This window comes from Chryseobacterium sp. X308, assembly GCF_020733145.1.
GTDB classification, from domain to species: domain Bacteria; phylum Bacteroidota; class Bacteroidia; order Flavobacteriales; family Weeksellaceae; genus Chryseobacterium; species Chryseobacterium cupriresistens.
On record NZ_JAJFZH010000008.1, the window covers coordinates 13,808 to 31,860 of the forward strand.

General features: G+C 36.6%; 12 protein-coding genes. 6 read left to right on the forward strand and 6 right to left on the reverse strand.

Features of this window, described 5'->3' with window-relative positions; all coding sequences use genetic code 11:
• Nucleotide 1: 1 nt before the first annotated feature.
• The 5 genes from LIV57_RS10745 to LIV57_RS10765 all read right to left on the reverse strand — a co-directional run bounded on the left by LIV57_RS10745 (nucleotide 2) and on the right by LIV57_RS10765 (nucleotide 9,836).
• Entirely contained in the window at nucleotides 2-1,072 is a 1,071-nt protein-coding gene (locus tag LIV57_RS10745; protein ID WP_227942577.1) for a formimidoylglutamase, read from the reverse strand.
• Between the two features lie 147 nt (nucleotides 1,073-1,219).
• Nucleotides 1,220-3,796 (reverse strand): type I DNA topoisomerase, encoded by a 2,577-nt coding sequence (topA, locus tag LIV57_RS10750; protein ID WP_227942578.1) that lies wholly within the window; start codon nucleotides 3,794-3,796, stop codon nucleotides 1,220-1,222.
• Between the two features lie 271 nt (nucleotides 3,797-4,067).
• Nucleotides 4,068-7,484: a T9SS type A sorting domain-containing protein gene (locus LIV57_RS10755; RefSeq protein ID WP_227942579.1), complete on the reverse strand. Its 3,417-nt coding sequence runs from the start codon at nucleotides 7,482-7,484 to the stop codon at nucleotides 4,068-4,070.
• A 206-nt stretch (nucleotides 7,485-7,690) separates the two neighbouring features.
• Nucleotides 7,691-8,830: an EpsG family protein gene (locus tag LIV57_RS10760; RefSeq protein ID WP_227942580.1), complete on the reverse strand. Its 1,140-nt coding sequence runs from the start codon at nucleotides 8,828-8,830 to the stop codon at nucleotides 7,691-7,693.
• Between the two features lies 1 nt (nucleotide 8,831).
• Nucleotides 8,832-9,836, reverse strand: coding sequence for a hypothetical protein (locus LIV57_RS10765; RefSeq protein WP_227942581.1), 1,005 nt, complete (start codon nucleotides 9,834-9,836; stop codon nucleotides 8,832-8,834).
• 193 nt (nucleotides 9,837-10,029) lie between these two features.
• Here LIV57_RS10765 and LIV57_RS10770 point away from each other — a divergent pair, with 193 nt between their 5' ends.
• Genes LIV57_RS10770 through LIV57_RS10790 form a run of 5 tightly spaced genes read left to right on the forward strand, consistent with a single transcriptional unit; the run spans nucleotide 10,030 to nucleotide 16,663 of the window.
• Entirely contained in the window at nucleotides 10,030-13,683 is a 3,654-nt protein-coding gene (locus LIV57_RS10770) for an MMPL family transporter (protein WP_227942582.1), read from the forward strand.
• 42 nt (nucleotides 13,684-13,725) lie between these two features.
• Nucleotides 13,726-14,640, forward strand: coding sequence for a dialkylrecorsinol condensing enzyme DarA (locus LIV57_RS10775; protein ID WP_227942583.1), 915 nt, complete (start codon nucleotides 13,726-13,728; stop codon nucleotides 14,638-14,640).
• 1 nt (nucleotide 14,641) lies between these two features.
• Entirely contained in the window at nucleotides 14,642-15,781 is a 1,140-nt protein-coding gene (locus tag LIV57_RS10780) for a beta-ketoacyl-ACP synthase III (protein ID WP_227942584.1), read from the forward strand.
• Nucleotides 15,781-16,212, forward strand: a complete 432-nt coding sequence (locus tag LIV57_RS10785) for a hypothetical protein (RefSeq protein WP_227942585.1) — start codon at nucleotides 15,781-15,783, stop codon at nucleotides 16,210-16,212. The genes LIV57_RS10780 and LIV57_RS10785 overlap by 1 nt, the downstream gene beginning before the upstream one ends.
• 7 nt (nucleotides 16,213-16,219) lie before the next feature.
• Entirely contained in the window at nucleotides 16,220-16,663 is a 444-nt protein-coding gene (locus tag LIV57_RS10790; protein ID WP_227942586.1) for an ABC transporter permease, read from the forward strand.
• Between the two features lie 484 nt (nucleotides 16,664-17,147).
• Here LIV57_RS10790 and LIV57_RS10795 read toward each other — a convergent pair whose 3' ends face one another.
• Nucleotides 17,148-17,327: a bacteriocin-like protein gene (locus LIV57_RS10795; RefSeq protein ID WP_089695162.1), complete on the reverse strand. Its 180-nt coding sequence runs from the start codon at nucleotides 17,325-17,327 to the stop codon at nucleotides 17,148-17,150.
• 298 nt (nucleotides 17,328-17,625) lie between these two features.
• Here LIV57_RS10795 and LIV57_RS10800 point away from each other — a divergent pair, with 298 nt between their 5' ends.
• A complete protein-coding gene (locus LIV57_RS10800) occupies nucleotides 17,626-18,030 on the forward strand; it encodes a hypothetical protein (RefSeq protein WP_227942587.1) in 405 nt (134 codons plus the stop codon).
• The last annotated feature ends 23 nt before the right edge of the window (nucleotides 18,031-18,053 follow it).

An 18,053-nucleotide genomic window follows, 5' to 3' on the forward strand; every position in this document is an offset into this window, starting at 1 on the left:
ATTAAATTTTCGTCAGTCTTGCATTCAGCCAGCCTTTTTTAGCTTCATCAAAATCTTTTCTGGAGCAGGGAATGCAGTTTTCTATATTTTCATCATCACCAAAATACCACAAATTGCTGAAAGTATCACGCCTGAATGCATATTGTCTGTCATCTATCAAAACGTAGAACAACTCATAATGCCTTTCTTTCGGATGGGAATGCTGGATATTGATTCCTTCGATCAGGTACCACAGCATCTGTGCTAAAAGCTGATGGTTCAGCTGGTTTTCAGAATAAATATTATAATTAAAAATTCCGACAGATTTCAGGTTTTCACTCAATCCGATTTCCTTCATATAGGCACAGATTTCTCTTCTGTTCAACCCATTTACCTGCGGATTCATTGAAAAAGGTTCACTAAAGCTCTCAATAGCATCACAATTTACGGTCACCAGATCTGCTTTCCTGAAGAATGGCTCTGTCTTTTCTGTAGAATTCATCATTTCAGCCAGCCGGATTATATCAAACTCTACTTCTTTGATCAGCCTTACGGAATCCATTTCATTCAAATGTTTCTGGTAGCCCAGATGATGGTAGTTTTTAATGGAGAAATTTTTGGCTCCAAAAATTTTGCTCAAAAAAGTATTTTCATTGATGGTTTCACCTTGCTGAAGGGAAATAATATTACTGATTTGGGTATAATTGAGGCTTTTCTTGTGAAAGTTCAGTGCTGAAAATAATGAGAAAGCAAAGTCATTGGAACCCCCGACAATTACCGGAATAGCTCTTTTATAATGACATGCCGACAGGACTTCCTGTAAAATATAGTGAGTATCCTGAACAGATTTCCCGGATACCAGATCACCAAGGTCTACAACAGGAATTTCGAAATCCATCTGTGAAAGCTTGTAAAATTCTTTTCTTACCGCCGTAAAATCCTGCACTTCCGCATCGCCGCCCGCCCCTCTGTAGTCTGATACAAACAAAAGAACAATACTGTCTTCTCTGATATCTTTTGTAATCCGATTTCCTATCTGCCAGCTTTCTGTTTTAAAATTTCTTGGTGAAATGATAAAGTCTTCGAAATCCATATTTTAATTTAAAATGTAATAATTGATTAATTGCTTGATGTAACAAACATACAAAAAACATAGAAACTGAGAAGACATGTTTCTCTTTGTTCATAAAAAAAGCCGTCAACAGGTGTTGACGGCTTGTATTGTAACCTTAAGGATTATTTATTTTTTCGCTGCAGGTTTCTTAGCTGCAGTTTTTTTCGCTGTTGTGGTAGTCTTCTTAGCTGTAGCTGCTTTTTTAGCTGCAGGTTTTTTCTTTTCTGCAAAAGCTTTTGGATCCTGATCTGTAATCCACTTTTTAACCTCATCAAGAGAAAGCTCTTTCAGTTCCTCAGCTTCATATTTTGTATCGTCAGCTTTTTTCGGAATTTTGAACATGGCTTTTCCAAACTTGATGAATGGTCCCCATCTTCCGTTTTCAATGGAAATTTTTTCTTTTTCCCACTGCTGGATATATCGGTTGGCTTCTTTTTCCAATTTTGCATCAATCAGCTCATTGATATCGCTTTGCGAAAGGTTTTCGAAATCATATCTCTTAGGAACATTTACAAAGATATCTTTATACTTGATAAATGGTCCGAATCTTCCGGATCCTTTTGTCACCGGTTCACCTTTATAGGTTGCAATCGGAGCATCAGCAATTTTCTTTTCATTGATAATTTCCTCTGCACGTTTCTGATCTACAGAAAGCGGATCTTCACCTTTCGGAATACTGATATACGTTTCTCCCCATTTCACATAAGGCCCGAATCTTCCCACTCCTACAGAAACCGGCTGTCCGTCAACTTCACTTAAGTCAAACGGCAGTTTGAACAGTTCCAGCGCTTCTTCAAAAGTAATCGTTGCAATATTCTGTCCTGACATTAATGATGCAAAGATTGGCTTCTCTTCATCATCAGTTTCTCCAATCTGGATCATCGCTCCGAATCTTCCGATCCTTGCATGTACATTTTTACCAGTCTTAGGATCTACTCCTAGAAGTCTGTCTCCTGTCGCGCGGTCTGCATTTTCTTCTACATCTTCAATTCTGGGGTGGAATTTTGAATAGAAATTCGTCATCATTTCCTTCCATTTCTGATCACCGCTTGCAATTTCGTCAAAACTCTCTTCTACTCTTGCCGTGAAGCCGTAATCAAGGATTTCTCTGAAATTATCTGTTAAGAAATCGTTGACAACTTCACCGATATCTGTAGGAACGAATTTATTTTTATCGCCGCCAAACTTCTCCTCAAGAACTACTTTTTTGATCTTATCTTTTGTCAGAGACATTTTGATCACTTCACGGGTGTGTGGTTCGATTTCTCTTTTATCCACATACTCTCTGTTCTGAATAGTCTGAATCGTAGGCGCATACGTAGAGGGTCTACCAATCCCTAATTCTTCAAGTTTTCTCACCAACCCGGCTTCAGTATACCTTGCACTTGGTCTTGTGAACTTTTCAGTAGCAGTAATGGTTTTATAGCTCAAAACTTCTCCCACGCTTACTTTTGGCAGCAGCTTATCGTTGTTTTCATCATCATCGTCCTCTGTTTTTACAATTCCGTAGGCTTTCAGGAAACCGTCAAAGATGATAACTTCTCCTTGTGCCTCAAAATGATGCGGTAATGATGTATTTCCTATTTCGATCACTGTCTTTTCAATTTTGGCATTAGCCATCTGAGAAGCAAGTGTTCTTCTGTATATTAATTGATAGAGTTTGTTCAGCTGTGCATCTCCTATGCTTTTCACTCCAAAATCCGTAGGTCGGATCGCTTCGTGGGCTTCCTGTGCTGAAGCTGATTTTGTTGTATAGTTTCTTGGAGAAGAATATTCCGCTCCGTATTCTGAGATGATCTGCTTCTTAGCTCCTTCAATAGCTTCCTGGGATAGATTTACGGAGTCTGTTCTCATATAGGTAATAAACCCTTCTTCATATAATCTCTGTGCCAGACGCATGGTATTGGTCACATTATATCCAAGTCTTGACGAAGCTTCCTGCTGTAAAGTGGAAGTTGTAAACGGAGCTGAAGCGGAACGTGTACCTGGTCTGGTTTCAACATTGAGAACTTTAAATTCTGCAGTTTTAGCCTGTTCCAGGAATTTTTCAGCCTCTTCTTCCTTTTCAAAATCTTTTTTAAGCTTAGCAGCAATTTCCTGCTCTGTTTTATTTAAAAAGATTCCGTCCAGCTTAAAGCTTGCTTTTGGCGTAAATTCACGGATCTCTTTTTCTCTTTCAACAATTAACCTCACTGCTACAGATTGTACTCTACCTGCAGACAGTCCCGGTTTTACTTTTTTCCATAAAACGGGAGACATTTCAAAACCTACGATTCTGTCCAGCACTCTTCTTGCCTGCTGGGCATTTACTAAGTTCTGATCAATATCTCTTGGGTTGTCGATTGCTTTTAGAATGGCGTTTTTGGTAATCTCGTGGAAAACAATTCTTTTTCTGTTTTCAGGCTTCAGCTTCAACTCATCCGCAAGATGCCATGCAATAGCTTCTCCTTCGCGGTCCTCATCGGAAGCGAGCCATACCATATCGGCTTTCTTTACGGCAGCCTTTAATTCGGTTACCAGTTTCTTTTTGTCTGCTGAAACTTCGTAATCAGGACTGAATGTGGCAAGATCTATCCCCATTCCCTTTTTAGGAAGATCCCGGATATGTCCGAAACTGGATTTCACTTCAAAATCCTTTCCTAGATATTTCTGAATAGTTTTTGCTTTTGCCGGGGACTCTACGATTACTAAATTTTTCGACATTCTAACTAAAAATTTTTGCAAAAGTAAAGCTTTTTTATTATATACTTTTTGTTAAAAGGGTTTAATTTCATAATCAGGGCGCTTTATACTCTCTTTCAATACTCATTTTTTGAATAAACAAATCCTTTGTAGTATAGGTTTTAGACTGTTATACAATAATCATCATTTATTGATATAGAATTTTTCATCATCCATAATAGATGTAAGAAATATGCTGGTTTAAAAAAAAAGCAGAACAAGAAGTCTTATTCTGCTTTTACTATTTGTTTACTTATTGTTTTACAATTTTTACATTCGCTTCAGAATTATTTATCCTTATTAAATACACTCCTGCGTTTAAAGATGAAAGATCTGTCTGATTATTGATAAAATGCCCAGACCTTACAAGTTGTCCAAGCGTATTAAAAATCTCAAATTTGTATTCTTTATTTTCTGTAGCCCTGATGTAAAGTATATTGGAAAAAGGACTCGGATAGAGTGAGATCTTGTTATTAATCACCGCAGATTTTGCATTTTCTTTGATCAATTTATAGCTATTGGGTATAACTGAAATTCCTGATGCAGGGCCCTCTTCATTACCATTGGCATCATATTTTATTTTCACACATCGGCATCCTGTTCCGAAGTAGGGATCATTATTATCATGAAAGGCAATCATTCTGTTGGTGGTAGAAGCCGCATCAAACAGCAGATTAATAGATCTTCCGATATAATTTGAATTTAAAGCAGCCGTCCATACAGCAGGATACTGAAAGTTCAGCATATTAAATGTTCCCTGAGAAGTTTGATTAGCAATTACACTTCTGAATCCTCTTGATCCGGAATCAGGATAATTTCCTATGGAATAGGCCGGATTATTAAAGATATATCCTACTGTAGCATTGGCAGAATTTCTTACTCTTATTCCTGAATAATCGGTAACAATACTATATGATGTTGCTACGTTCTTATCTTTTTTATACCATGGCGTCTGTCCGAAATCAGCTCCGGAAACCAGAGCTACACTTGTGAGGTCCGGAATTCTCCAACCTTCAGGACAAGGATCAAAAGGTGATTTTTTACCTCCTCTTCCCCATCTGTCAGGTGCTAAATTAGGCTCCTGTGCCAGCCAGTCTGTTCCATTGGTATAATTAGGCGCCGTACTGTTGTAAGGAGCAAAAGTACTTGGAATCATATATACCAGAGGATTCTTCACAGAATAAGATATGATCTTGGAAACCCTTTCTGACGGTTTATCGGTTAACTGCACATTGGATAACGATGCATAGGTGCTGTAAGGCACAATATAGTTTCCTGAAAGATTATTATAGTCGGACTGATCAAGTGTAGTGTACGAAACAGCTCCCTTGGGAGCAGGAGTTCCCAGAAATATATTATAAAAACTCCTGTTATCTGCATACTGGAATGGAGGGATGGGATCTTTCCTTCCCCATTGATAGTGCAGCCCTGTAGAGGCACGGATTTTTAACAATTCATCAGCAGTTGGGGCCTGAGGATTGGCAACATTGGGAAAAGCATCTGTTGCCCCCAGATTACGATCCATAAAAACGGTCTGTAATGCAACATCAGCTTTGTTGACATAATTCACATAATTTGTAACTGCTGCAGGAATTTCTGTAGTATAAGAATAAGATCCCACAGGAGAATCCGTCACCCAGATATGCCAGCTCCAATATACCGGTGAAGATGCACTGCCGTTATGCAATGTAACTACAGCATTTCCACTTTCATTGGGAGCAATTTCTACAGATATTTTAGAATTGCTGATATCCTGTAGTGATAAAGGCGAAGGATTCACTATTAAGATCCTGCTGATTAGAGCTGTATTAGTAGTCCAGAGAACATTAGTTTTTAAATTATTAAAATTGGAAGGGTTTAATATCTCAATATTATCCAGCAATTGGCTTTGCACAGAGAATGCTTTACTGACCGGAATTTCAATAGTAGTACCTGTTTCGCTTTTAACAACCTGATAGGTATTCGGATTGTTCAAACCTTCGTTATATTCTGTAACTGCGGGCAGATATTCTGTTGGAAAATCATAATCGTTAATGGTGTAGAGCGGGTCTTTTATACATCTGCAGCCGTTTGCATCTGAAGTATACATTCCGGCCATAGGAAAATAATAATACCGTCCTTTAATATTGGGATAATTAGGGTCCGGAATATCAGGCTGTGTTTTATCCGGAATCATGGAAAACCCTCTCACAGTAACAGCAGGAGAAGTATCGAATAACCGGGCTAAAGTTGCGGTCCACAACGCAATGTGATGCTGATCACTATACTGCCCTAAATGAGCTCCTCTGATAAGCTGTCCGTTTCCGGGAAAGACCCCCATATTAAATCCGCCGACTGCTGAAAGATCAAAGCCAAGATTAGGATAAACTCTAAATCCTGTCATAAAGGAAGGAACTCCTGCATCAGTAGGCTTTATGATATAATATTTATTGGTCTCAAAAACATTTTTTGCCATGCTGGTTCTTACCCCGAAAGGCGAAAAGTCTATTCTGATATCATCCACATAAGAGGGAGAAGCCAGATTTGCCACCAGCATTGACGGGATACGCCATCCATTTGGGCAAGGATCATAAGGAGATTTATCTCGATAAGGTTTTGTTTTATCATTGGTATTGTAAACGGTTTCAATTTTCCCTTGTGCATTATCCGACCACAGATTGAGTTCCGAAAGCCTGTTATTAGGCAATGTTGTAGATTTTCCAAACCAGTTGACCGGAAGATTGAGGTTATTGTTATAATAAGCCTGTCCTGAGTTATCATCTTTATTGACATAAATAAGGCTCATAGGATTTTTTACAGAAAGCCTTATATTATTGGTAACCTCTGCAGCGGAAAGCAGAACAAATTTCCTGAGATCATCAATACTCACAGCATTGGTCATATTTTTGGCCCCTCTATGTCTTACTCTGCCTATCGATCCAGAAGCTTCATAAAAATCATTTCCTCTTGTAACCAGGGGTGGAATTGGATCTTTTCGTCCCCATTGATAAAGAAGTCCGTTACTCCTGTTCCAGTCTGATGCCGTGATAGAATTTGTGATTGCTCCCAGATTTCTGTCCATCCATTTCCAGTCGGAATCCGGAATAATTTCCGTTGTTCCGTCCGATCTCATTCTTTTTACGTTGCTGAAACTTTTATAAGAAACTCCATTGGTGGGATCATCCGTTACCCAGATATGCCAGCTCCAATAAATCTCACCGTCTACCCTGAAAACAACCACAGCATTTCCTTTTTTTGTCTTATTGACAGGCACTTTAATCTTAGCATCCTGCCCTGTTCCTATTATTTCAAGAGCGTAATTCACTCCGGATTTTATAAGTCCGTGAACATCTTCCCATAAAACATCCGCAGTTAACGTTCCTGCCGGGATACCGCTCCCGTTAAGATATCCGCCGCCCTCCCACATCGCATAAGCTTTTTTCACGGGGACCAGCAATCCTCCGCTGTTCTGAGTGGGATCAAAAATGTAACTGTTGGGTGCTTTCTTCCAGTCTGGAAGCAATAATCTTGCAGTTTCATGAACCGGTTTCAATGAGTCTATATTCTCACTAAGCCATATTGCTTTTACATGTCCAATCGAGGGAATATTCCCTCCGATATTACCTTTGGAAGTAACTCCAAATAATATCAGGCAGATGACTGCCGCTAATTTTCCAGCTAATCTTTTCATACCTTAGGTTTTAGTGTCTTTAACAGAGTACAATTATTAAGCCCATTTCTATAAAAAGTGATTTATTATACAAATAAAAACACACATATTTGAATTATGTTATTAATAATACAAAATAAAACGCGATAAACAGTATAAAAACCAATAAAGTATTTACATAAAAAAAGACAGCCCAAAGCTGTCTTTATATTTTAAGATTCAAAATTCTAAGGAAGAATATGGTTTTGATACCGTTCTATTGAAAAACGTCCGGCCGTGATATTATTAAACATAGAAAATACAACAAAATTGAAGACGACAAGTACAATAATAAATGCATAAATCATATTCTTAACCCTTCCTGAAACCACATACATGGCATTCGGAATAATAATATATGAGAATCCGATAAACGCTCCTGCCAGCCTGGAAGAGAAGATAGGATTGTTTCTGAAAATAAAATAAAGACATATCCCGATTACAGCATAATTTCTATGGTACTCATAATAAGGATAAAGTTCTTTCATTTTAGTATCAAAAACAAAAAGGAAGAAAGTAAGAATCGCCATCATCACCTCCGGAATTCCGATACCACCATTGAGTCGTTGTACCGTTTCATCCATATATCCATTAAACCCTTCTACAAGTGTACTGTTAGAGGCCATCCCATCTAAGAAACCACCGAAACTTCTATATATTTCAAATGGGGACAGAAAAACAGAACCGATAATCATAATCAGCATTACCGTTTTGTTTAACGGAACGCGGGCCAGCCAATACATCGGCAGGAATAAGTAACAAACACTGTGTATACCCGACCCTATGAATATAAAAAACAGATAATGCCAGAGTTTCCGCTCTTTAATATACCGTATTGCAAAATACACGATAAAAGTCCCAAGGTTTTGTCTGATCTGCCCACTTTCCCCGATAAAGAAATTGGGAATAAACATGAATAGGGTAAAAGTAAAGGGATAAAAAGTATTATCCTCAGTATATTCTACTTTAAAGATCATCGCAAAAATAGCAATGACCAATGTTACCATATAAAAAGGCGCATCAAAAAAATTGAGAAGGATCTTATTAATCAAAGTATACAGCCATTCCACATCCAGCGTTTCCGGTCCTTCCATATGGAGCATCTTCATAAAGATACTGTAATAGCTTTTGGTATCGGAGTAAATATAGATTCCTTTATAACTTCCGTAATCCGGGCCTACATTGTCTCTGAAACCAACAATAATAATAAAATAAACAGCAAGGAACCAGAACCACTTTTTATCAACCTTCTTTCCATACACCTCCTGAACACTGAAGAACAGCATATAGACGATGGCAATTATATAATATGGATGTAGTAAACTCATGCTAACTCTCTGTTGTTTTTTTAAACTGATGATATGCCGTGATGAATCCGGTCAGAATTAAAGGCAGGAAAAGCCTCACTTCCCAGAAAAGCCCTACTAAAGTAATCATAAGAAGATAAGGAATGGAAAAGAAAAAATATCTTCCAAAAACACTCTTGTTTTCCTCTGTACAAAGGCCATATATAAAATAAATCACAATTAATGCAAAGACAAGTCCTGCAAGATTGAAAGGGCTGGAAAAGTTTCTGTTGATATAAAAGCCTTCCACAAAAGTCGTTTCATCCTGAACAAGCACAGCTCTTAATCCCAGATAAGGAATGAGAAAAGCAGCAACCAGCGGTATAATTTTCCAGATAACCTGATAATTCCCTTTCTTCATCTCATCAATATTGAAAAATACGGCTGCAAAAAAGGCTATATTCAGACAGGCTGTTTCTCTTACTAAAGTAGAAATCCCGATAAGTCCAATGAGGATAAAGAAGAAAATATTCTTTCTGGTTTCCAGATATTTAAGAGTCAGAAATACACCTGACAGATAACAAAAGAGTGCGATGGTATCACAATTTGTCGGCGCGTACTGTGTGATCACAATGAAAAATACAGATAAGAGATGAATAATCCTTCTGGCATTAACATTCAAAAGAAGTCCCGTAGATTTCATCCGGAAAACAGCATTCAAAATCAAAGAACATAAAACGAAGAACACACTGTTCATAAGGAAAAGCCCATGATAAAAAGGGGTTCCGTTTTTGGACAAAAAATCTTTGAAGAAAGAAAGCGGGCCATTGATCAGATTGTACATCAAATCCGTCATCTGTACACTCAGATAATTGGGAATCACTCTGTAAGCATATACGGAGGAAAATAAAAAATCAGGGGTCTTCTCTGATGTTTTCAGTCTTGTGTAGGATGATTCAAATCCATAATAAGACATGGCAAACAACAGAAGCGGAAGAACTATTACCAATAGAAATCCGTTTATTTTTTCATCATTTCTTTTCAACATATCTAAAACAGATTCTTATTTTTTTAATAATAATGGTGGTTTAAAATACATTTTTTCAAAAGGGAACTTTTGCAAAAGTAGAATATTTTTTCATTCTTCCTAGAATATTTTATTGATTTTCAGTTAAAACTTATCGCTAACTATTTTGAACTAATACTTAAAAAATTAAATTTGCAGACTTGATTTAAATGCAATGCATCGCCTTTTTATATTTTTATATTATCTGATTTCCAAAAATAAAATTCTATCTGTACTGACAGCTCTTGGAATTGCCGCTTTATGCATTTTCTTTGCGTCGAAGATCAATTTTGAGGAAGACATCAATCAGATTATACCCAAAAATGAAAAGTCAGATCTTACCGCAAAGGTTCTTAAACAGCTTAATTTTTCGGATAAGATTATTGTTATTATCGAGAACAGATCCGGCGAAGACAGCTTCCAGCTTTCTGAAACGGCAGATACTTTCCTGAAAAAAATTGAGCCTTTACAGAAATATATTGGTTCTGTTCAGGGTAAAGTGAACGATAATGAAATCTCTGAAACCTTTGATTTCGTTCATCAGAATCTACCATTATTCCTTAATGAGAATGATTATAAGGAAATTGATCATAAACTCCAGAAAGACAGTATTGCAAAACAGGTAGAAAATAATTACATCTCGCTGGTTTCTCCAACAAGCCTTGTAACCAAAGAATTTATTAAAAAAGACCCTCTTGGATTTACTTTTCTGGGAATCAAAAAATTAAATGCTTTAAACATCAGCAAAGACTTCAAACTCGAAGACAGCTATATTGTTACCAAAGACGGAAAAAATCTTTTGCTTTTCATTGATCCTAAAAACAAAAGCAATGACACGAAAGCCAATGAGGTATTTGTGGATCAGCTCAACACAATCAAAGACGGTATTAACAAACAATTCAAAGGGAAAACAGAGATCAGCTATTTCGGTTCTCCGGTAATTGCTGTAGCCAATGCAAAGCAGATCAAAAAAGATATTCAGAATACAGTGGCCATTTCCATGACGGTTCTTTTAATCCTTTTGATCTATTATTTCAGAAATATTTTCACTCCCATCATTGTATTTCTACCCACTGTATTTTCAGTATTACTCGCTCTCTTAATCCTTTATTTTATTAAAGATAAGATTTCAGCTATTTCACTCAGTGTAGGAGCGATCCTTATTGGGATTACGATTGATTATGCCCTGCATATCCTTACCCATTATAAACATAACAACAATATTGAGGAGCTTTACAAGGAAATCACGCAGCCTGTTATATTAAGCAGTGCAACAACAGCCGTTTCCTTTTTGTGTCTCGTTTTTGTTCGTTCTGAAGCATTAAAGGACTTAGGTCTTTTTGCTGCCATTACTGTGATTCTTTCTTCAATCACAGCATTGATTATTGTTCCTCAACTTTATAAACCAAAAGAAAAGGGAGAACACCTGAACACAAATTTCATTGACAAGATCGGCTCTTATCCGTACGAAAAAAATAAGCCTTTGATTATTGGGTGTTCCATTATTATTCTTGCCTGCCTGTTTGGATTCAGACATGTAGGTTTTAATGAAGATATCGGGGATCTGAATTATATTCCGAAAGAATTAAAAATCAGTGAGGCAAAACTGCAGAAACTTTCTGATATTACATCAAAATCAATTTATACTATTTCTTATGGAAATTCTGAAGAAGAAGCACTGTCCAGAAATTCCGAACTGAGCAGCTTCCTGGACAAAGAGAAAAAAGAAGGGAAGATCTTAAGCTATAATTCTATCGGAAGCGTTGTTCTTTCAGAAAAGGATCAGCAGAAAAAAATTGACGAATGGAACCGTTTCTGGAATGATGAGAAGAAGAATCAGACCATTTCCGAACTGATCAGTAACGGGAATAAATTCGGCTTCAACAGTTCCGCGTTTGACAGTTTCAATGAAGCTTTGCGTAAAAATTATTCTGCATTGAACCTGAAGGATTATCAACAAGTGAAAGCGCTTCAGATTTCAGAATTCATGAGCAGCGAAAATGGTTTCTACACTGTTTCCAATGTGGTAAAAGTAGACGAAAACAAAAGAGATACTTTCATCAAAGATATCGAGAAACAGCATGATGCCATTGCCATCGACCGCCAGCAGATGAATGAAAATTTCCTTGGTTTGCTGAAAAGAGACTTCAATACACTGATCAATTATTCTCTTCTTGCCATTATTTTAACGATCATCGTCTTCTTCAGGAATTTTGAATTAACGGTTCTCACCATGTTCCCGATTGTTTTAACGGGAGTTGTCACAGCCGGAATCCTTTATTTTCTGGGATTGGAATTAAATATTTTCAGTACTGTAGTGTGTACATTGGTATTTGGTGTGGGAGATGACTTCAGCATCTTCCTGACACAAGCTATGCAAAAAGAACATACTACCGGAAAGAATGAATTGCCTACGTACAGAATTTCTATTATTCTTGCTGTTTTCACGACAATTCTTTCCATCGGATCTTTGATATTCGCCAAACATCCGGCATTGCATTCTCTGGCATTAGTGGCCCTGATCGGAATGTTCTCCGTTATTATTATCACCTCTACCCTATATCCTTTCTGGTTCAGATTATTCATCACCAACAGGGCGAAAAAAGGACTTTCTCCAATCACATTCAGATTGTTTGTATGGTCTGTATTTTCATTCCTTTATTATGGATTGGGAGGATTGCTGTTTTCCGCCTTCGGAAGTTTTTTTGTTAAAAATTCCAAAGGGCAGACCCTGAATATCATCAAACTTATTTTAGCGAGATTTTTAACTTCCGTTCTTTATTCTAATCCTTTTGTAAAGAAGAAGGTCATTAAAAATACATCTGAAGACTTCAGCAAACCTGCAGTTATCATTGCCAATCATACTTCTTTCCTCGATACGCTGGCTATTGCAATGGCTACCCATAAAATCATTTATCTGGTGAATGACTGGGTATACCAGTCTCCTGTTTTTGGAAAACTGGTAAGAGCACTGGGCTTTTATCCCGTTTCACAGGGAATCGAGAATGGAATGGACAAACTGAAAGAAAAAGTTGAACAAGGATATTCACTCGTTGTGTTCCCTGAGGCAGAACGTTCTTACACCAATGATGTGAAAAGATTCCATAAAGGAGCTTTTTATCTCGCTGAACAGTTCGGGCTGGATATTCTGCCACTCTATATCCATGGAAATTCTGAGGTGCTCCCGAAAGGAGATTTCATTATCTATGACGGAAGTATTACCGTAAAAATAGGCAACAGAATCAGCAAAGATGACATGAGCTTTGGACAGAACTATTCTGAGAGAACAAAGAAGATCAACGCTCATTTCAGAGAAGAATTTGCCAGACTGCGCGAAGAGATTGAGGATGAGAACTATTTTAAAAAGAAATTATTCCTGAGCTACCTGTATAAAGACAGTGAAGTGGTAAAAGAAGTAAAAGAAGACTTTAACAGCAATAAATCAGTATATTTCGAACTGAATAAACATATTCCTCATGATGCCAACATTCTTCATATCGCTACGGATTTTGGACAGAAAGATGCTTTATTAATTCTATATCAGGCCAGCCGAAGAGTTTTTTCTCTGATTCAGAATGATGAAAAAAGAGCAGTGGCAGCCCATAACTATCTGGTAAAAAGAAGAAAAATACAGTATATTAAAGACCTTTCTGAAGTAAACAAAAAGATTGATGTTCTTTTGATTTCAGATGAACACTTTACCATGAATGAAATTCAGGACCTCCCTGAAACAATCATTTTTGTAAATACAAAAAACACTTCGTTTGAAAGTGATAATTATGCACTAAAATTTAGTTCTGAATCATTAAAAGTATTTAAAACTAAATAATAAATATGAAAAACATACTTTTGTAAACGCTAAAGAAAACTAATGAAGAAAAATATACTTGTCATATATTATTCACAAACCGGACAACTCGAAGATATCGTGAAAAATATAGCCCAGCCTTTTGAAGCGAAAAAGGAGGCTTATGATGTTACGTATTACAACATTCAGCTGAAGGAAGATTTTCCTTTTCCCTGGCCAGGCGATGTTTTTTTCAACACTTTTCCTGAATCTTATCTTCAGATTCCAAAAGAAATCCTTCCTCCTTCGGAAGAAATTCTGAACAAAAAGTATGATCTTATCCTGTTTGGGTATCAGGTATGGTATCTCACACCATCCATTCCTATTATTTCTTTCTTAAAGAGTGATTATGCAGAGCGAATCCTTAAAGACACTCCTGTAGTAACCATCTCAGGAACCAGAAATATGTGGATGCTTTCCCAGGAAAAATTAAAGGTTTACCTAAGAGATCTGAAAGCTAAACTCGTAGGAAATATTGCTTTGGTAGACAGGCACGACAATTACACCAGTGTATTAACGATTCTCCGATGGCTTACCACAGGTCAGAAAGAAAAATCGGGAATGCTTCCCGCTGCAGGAGTTTCAGATGAAGAAATTGCAGGTTCTGTAAAGTATGGCGAGATTATTGAAAGACATTTTAATAATAATGACCTTAATAGTTTACAACCGGATCTTGTGAAAAACGGAGCGATTGAAATCCGTGCTTTTTTAGTACGGGTAGAAAAGGTTGGAAATAAAATTTTCACAGTATGGTCTAACCTGATTATCAAGAAAAAAGAGAAACGTCCATTGCTGATAAAATTCTTTAAGGTATATTTGATGGCAGCGATATGGATTATCTCACCTGTCGTTTTGGTTTTACACCTGCTTACAACCCCTATATTTTGGTTTAAAAGACAAAAACAAAAAAGATATTTACAAGGAATTAATTTAAAATAGAATGTACGACGTATTTATAACAAAAGCATCAAAATACTTACCCAATGAGCCGGTAGCGAATGATGAAATGGAGACTTATCTTGGGCTTATCAATGATGCGCCATCTAAAGCAAAATCACTTATCCTGAGAAATAATAAAATTACAACAAGATACTACGCTTTAGATAAAGAAGGAAACCCTACCCACTCTAATGCGCAGCTTACTGCAAAAGCAATCGAAGGACTTTTTGACGAAAACTTCAAAAAGGAAGATATGAAATTATTATCTGTAGGAACTACTTCACCGGATCAGATCCAGCCTTCTCACGCATCCATGGTACATGGCGAACTGAACATCGGAAAATCTATTGAAATTAATACTTCAACAGGTCTTTGCAACTCAGGAATGAATGCGCTCAACTATGGATTCCTTTCCGTAAAAGCCGGTGTACAGGAAAATGCGGTATGTGCAGGTTCTGAAAGAATGTCTGCATGGATGACTGCTGACAAGTTCAATCATGAGGCTGAAAATTTAAAACTACTTGAAGAAAGACCTATCATTGCTTTCAAAAGAGAATTCCTGAGATGGATGCTTTCTGATGGAGCAGGTGCTTTCCTTTTAGAAAATAAACCAAGAGAAAACAGCACTTCCCTAAAAATAGAATTCATTGATTTCTATTCTTATGCCCACGAAATTGAAGCTTGTATGTATGCAGGATGTGATAAGCTGGAAGACGGAAGCCTGAAATCATGGGCAGACTACCCTTCTGATGAATGGTTGAAACAATCTATTTTTGCAATTAAACAGGATACTAAAATCCTTGATAAATACATCCTAGTAAAAGGAGCAGAAAGTTTAAGATCATCTTTTGACAAGCATAATCTGGATCCGGAAAAAATTGACCACGTACTGGCTCATATTTCTTCCGGATACTTTAAAGATGGACTGAAAGAAGAATTTGCCAAAAAAGGAATGGATTTTCCTGCAGAAAAATGGTTCTATAATCTTTCTGAAGTTGGAAACATCGGAGCAGGATCTATATTTATCGCCCTTGAAGAACTGATGAATTCCGGAACATTGAAAAAAGGAGAAAAAGTACTTCTTTGCGTTCCTGAAAGTGGAAGATTTGCTTATTCATGTGCTTTATTAACCGTTTGCTAATGGAAAACAAACTGCCCACATCCGATAAAGATTTTGTAGAAAGTCTTATCCCCCAAAGGTTTCCTTTTGTAATGGTGCATGAATTGTCCGAATACTCTGAAAACCATCTTTTATCCGGTTTTGAGATAAAGGAAGACAACCTTTTTATCCAGGACGGATTATTCCAGGCTTCAGGACTGATTGAGCATCAGGCGCAGAGCGTTGCCCTTCATACCGGATATAAATATTATCTGCTGGGAAAAGAGGCTCCAACCGGATATATCGGAGCCATCAAATCTTTTGAAGCTGAAATACTGCCTAAAGTAGGAGATCAGCTGAAATCTGAAGTAACCATCCTTAATGAAGTAATGGGAGTAACCCTGGTAGATATCATTACGAAACTGAACGGTGAAGTGATTGCAAAATCTCAAATGAAAACCGCTGTAAAATAAACTGGAAATGGAAATAAAGGAAGAGAATATCATTAATATACACAACTTTTTACCGCATCGTGAACCGATGCTCATGGCAGACTATATCCTGGAACTGACCAAAGAAAAAGTAATGACTTCCTTTGAAATAAAAGAAGATAATATATTTGTTCACAACAATGAGTTTGCGGAAGCCGGCTTGATCGAAAATCTGGCTCAGACCTGTTCATCTATCCTTGGACAAAGCTTCTTTGAAAATCCTGAAGCTGATACTAAAGTGATTGGATTCATTACCAATATCAAGAAGATCGAAATTTTTGCTCTTCCGAAAGTGGGTGAACAAATCATTTCCAAAGCTTCGCTTATCTCACAATTTGAGAATATCTGCCATATCTTCTGTGAAACATTTACTAATGATGAATTGTTAATCAGAGCGGAAATCAACCTGTTTATTCAGGAAGTAAAGTCGTAAAAGTCAATTCAACATAGACATAGAAAAGCTGTACTTTTTGTGCAGCTTTTTCTAGTTATTCATTTCATATTCTATAATAGATTTGTGAAAATTTGTGTCACTCATTTGTGCTATTTGTGTTTAAAATATAGGTTTTGGCTAAAGTCAATTGATTTTTCTCTTTTTTTAAGTGGGCTAAAGCCCACTCCTATTGAATTGATTATAAAAACCCTAGATAAAAAAGTCCGTTTTTTGTTTATTTACACATTCACCACCTCTTCATAAATCAACTGATAATCAGTTCAGTACAACCATTAAAATCTCATCATCAGATGAATTATTTCACGTGAAACATTCACAAAATCCGTGAAACTCTGACCATCAGGGAGAAGCAGTTTTTAACCACAAAATTTAGTATACAATTCTTCGGAATCAGTATAAAAGAAAATATGCTGCTTAAATCTAAGCAGCATGTTTCTTAATTGAAGTTTACTTTATTTCTTTTTTAGATAATAACTTCATAATCGTTGCCTCCGCAAATCTGCTCGGCAGCAGTTGCAATATCGGTATTAACTCCTACATTACGTATTTGCCCATTAGTTCCGTTAGCACAAGAAATATAAGCAGTTAAACCTCCTTTTACTTTTTTTAATTGATTTTTTGTAAGTTGTCTTAAATTTTTCATGGTTTTTGTTTTATTAGTTTTTTAATTATTTACACAAACAAATATAAATAAAATAACCTAAAACCGCATAAAACACTATTAATCCTCAGTATTTTTAACAATATTTATAATTTAACATAATACAGTTCACTCAACTATTGACTCAATAGACCATGATATTCCGGAATGCAATAATAGTGGATTTTTGTAATTACGATAACCATATAATGTATTTTCACTATTTTAGCCACCTGATTATAAGAATCAAAAAACAGGTGAATCCTATTCATCTGGAATCTAAAAAAATAACTTTATTTAGATGAAAAAACAAGACCTGCCTCAAGACGAAAGTAACCTGAAATCCGCCAACATGACTGAAGTATTGTATGTGACGGATGAGAACGACAACTACACGACAGCAAACAGCACCGGCTGGGATGCCAAAAAAGCTGCTCTGGATGAATCGATGGAACTTATTTATGAAAGAATTGAGGAAGCAAAACAAAATGTGGCCAATAATACAGCAAGTCCCATTGTTTATTTTATGGAACTGAACAAAATGGATATTGGCGTTCTTGCTTCATATGTGGGAATGTGGCAATGGAGGGTAAAAAGACATTTTAAACCCAAAATATTCAAAACACTAAGCGAAAATGCACTGAAAAAATATGCCGATGCATTCGGAATTTCAGTGGATGAATTAAAAAACTTCAACGGGAAATAAATGAAACAAGGCTAAATATAATG

What these genes read in the sequence shown, in the direction of transcription:
- LIV57_RS10745 (WP_227942577.1), bottom strand. Translation starts at nt 1,072, where the DNA reads ATGGATTTCGAAGACTTTATCATTTCACCAAGAAATTTTAAAACAGAA.
- LIV57_RS10755 (WP_227942579.1), bottom strand. Translation starts at nt 7,484, where the DNA reads ATGAAAAGATTAGCTGGAAAATTAGCGGCAGTCATCTGCCTGATATTA.
- LIV57_RS10770 (WP_227942582.1), top strand. Translation starts at nt 10,030, where the DNA reads ATGCATCGCCTTTTTATATTTTTATATTATCTGATTTCCAAAAATAAA.
- LIV57_RS10765 (WP_227942581.1), bottom strand. Translation starts at nt 9,836, where the DNA reads ATGTTGAAAAGAAATGATGAAAAAATAAACGGATTTCTATTGGTAATA.
- LIV57_RS10795 (WP_089695162.1), bottom strand. Translation starts at nt 17,327, where the DNA reads ATGAAAAATTTAAGACAACTTACAAAAAATCAATTAAAAAAAGTAAAA.
- LIV57_RS10800 (WP_227942587.1), top strand. Translation starts at nt 17,626, where the DNA reads ATGAAAAAACAAGACCTGCCTCAAGACGAAAGTAACCTGAAATCCGCC.
- LIV57_RS10785 (WP_227942585.1), top strand. Translation starts at nt 15,781, where the DNA reads ATGGAAAACAAACTGCCCACATCCGATAAAGATTTTGTAGAAAGTCTT.
- LIV57_RS10760 (WP_227942580.1), bottom strand. Translation starts at nt 8,830, where the DNA reads ATGAGTTTACTACATCCATATTATATAATTGCCATCGTCTATATGCTG.
- LIV57_RS10780 (WP_227942584.1), top strand. Translation starts at nt 14,642, where the DNA reads ATGTACGACGTATTTATAACAAAAGCATCAAAATACTTACCCAATGAG.
- topA (WP_227942578.1), bottom strand. Translation starts at nt 3,796, where the DNA reads ATGTCGAAAAATTTAGTAATCGTAGAGTCCCCGGCAAAAGCAAAAACT.
- LIV57_RS10790 (WP_227942586.1), top strand. Translation starts at nt 16,220, where the DNA reads ATGGAAATAAAGGAAGAGAATATCATTAATATACACAACTTTTTACCG.
- LIV57_RS10775 (WP_227942583.1), top strand. Translation starts at nt 13,726, where the DNA reads ATGAAGAAAAATATACTTGTCATATATTATTCACAAACCGGACAACTC.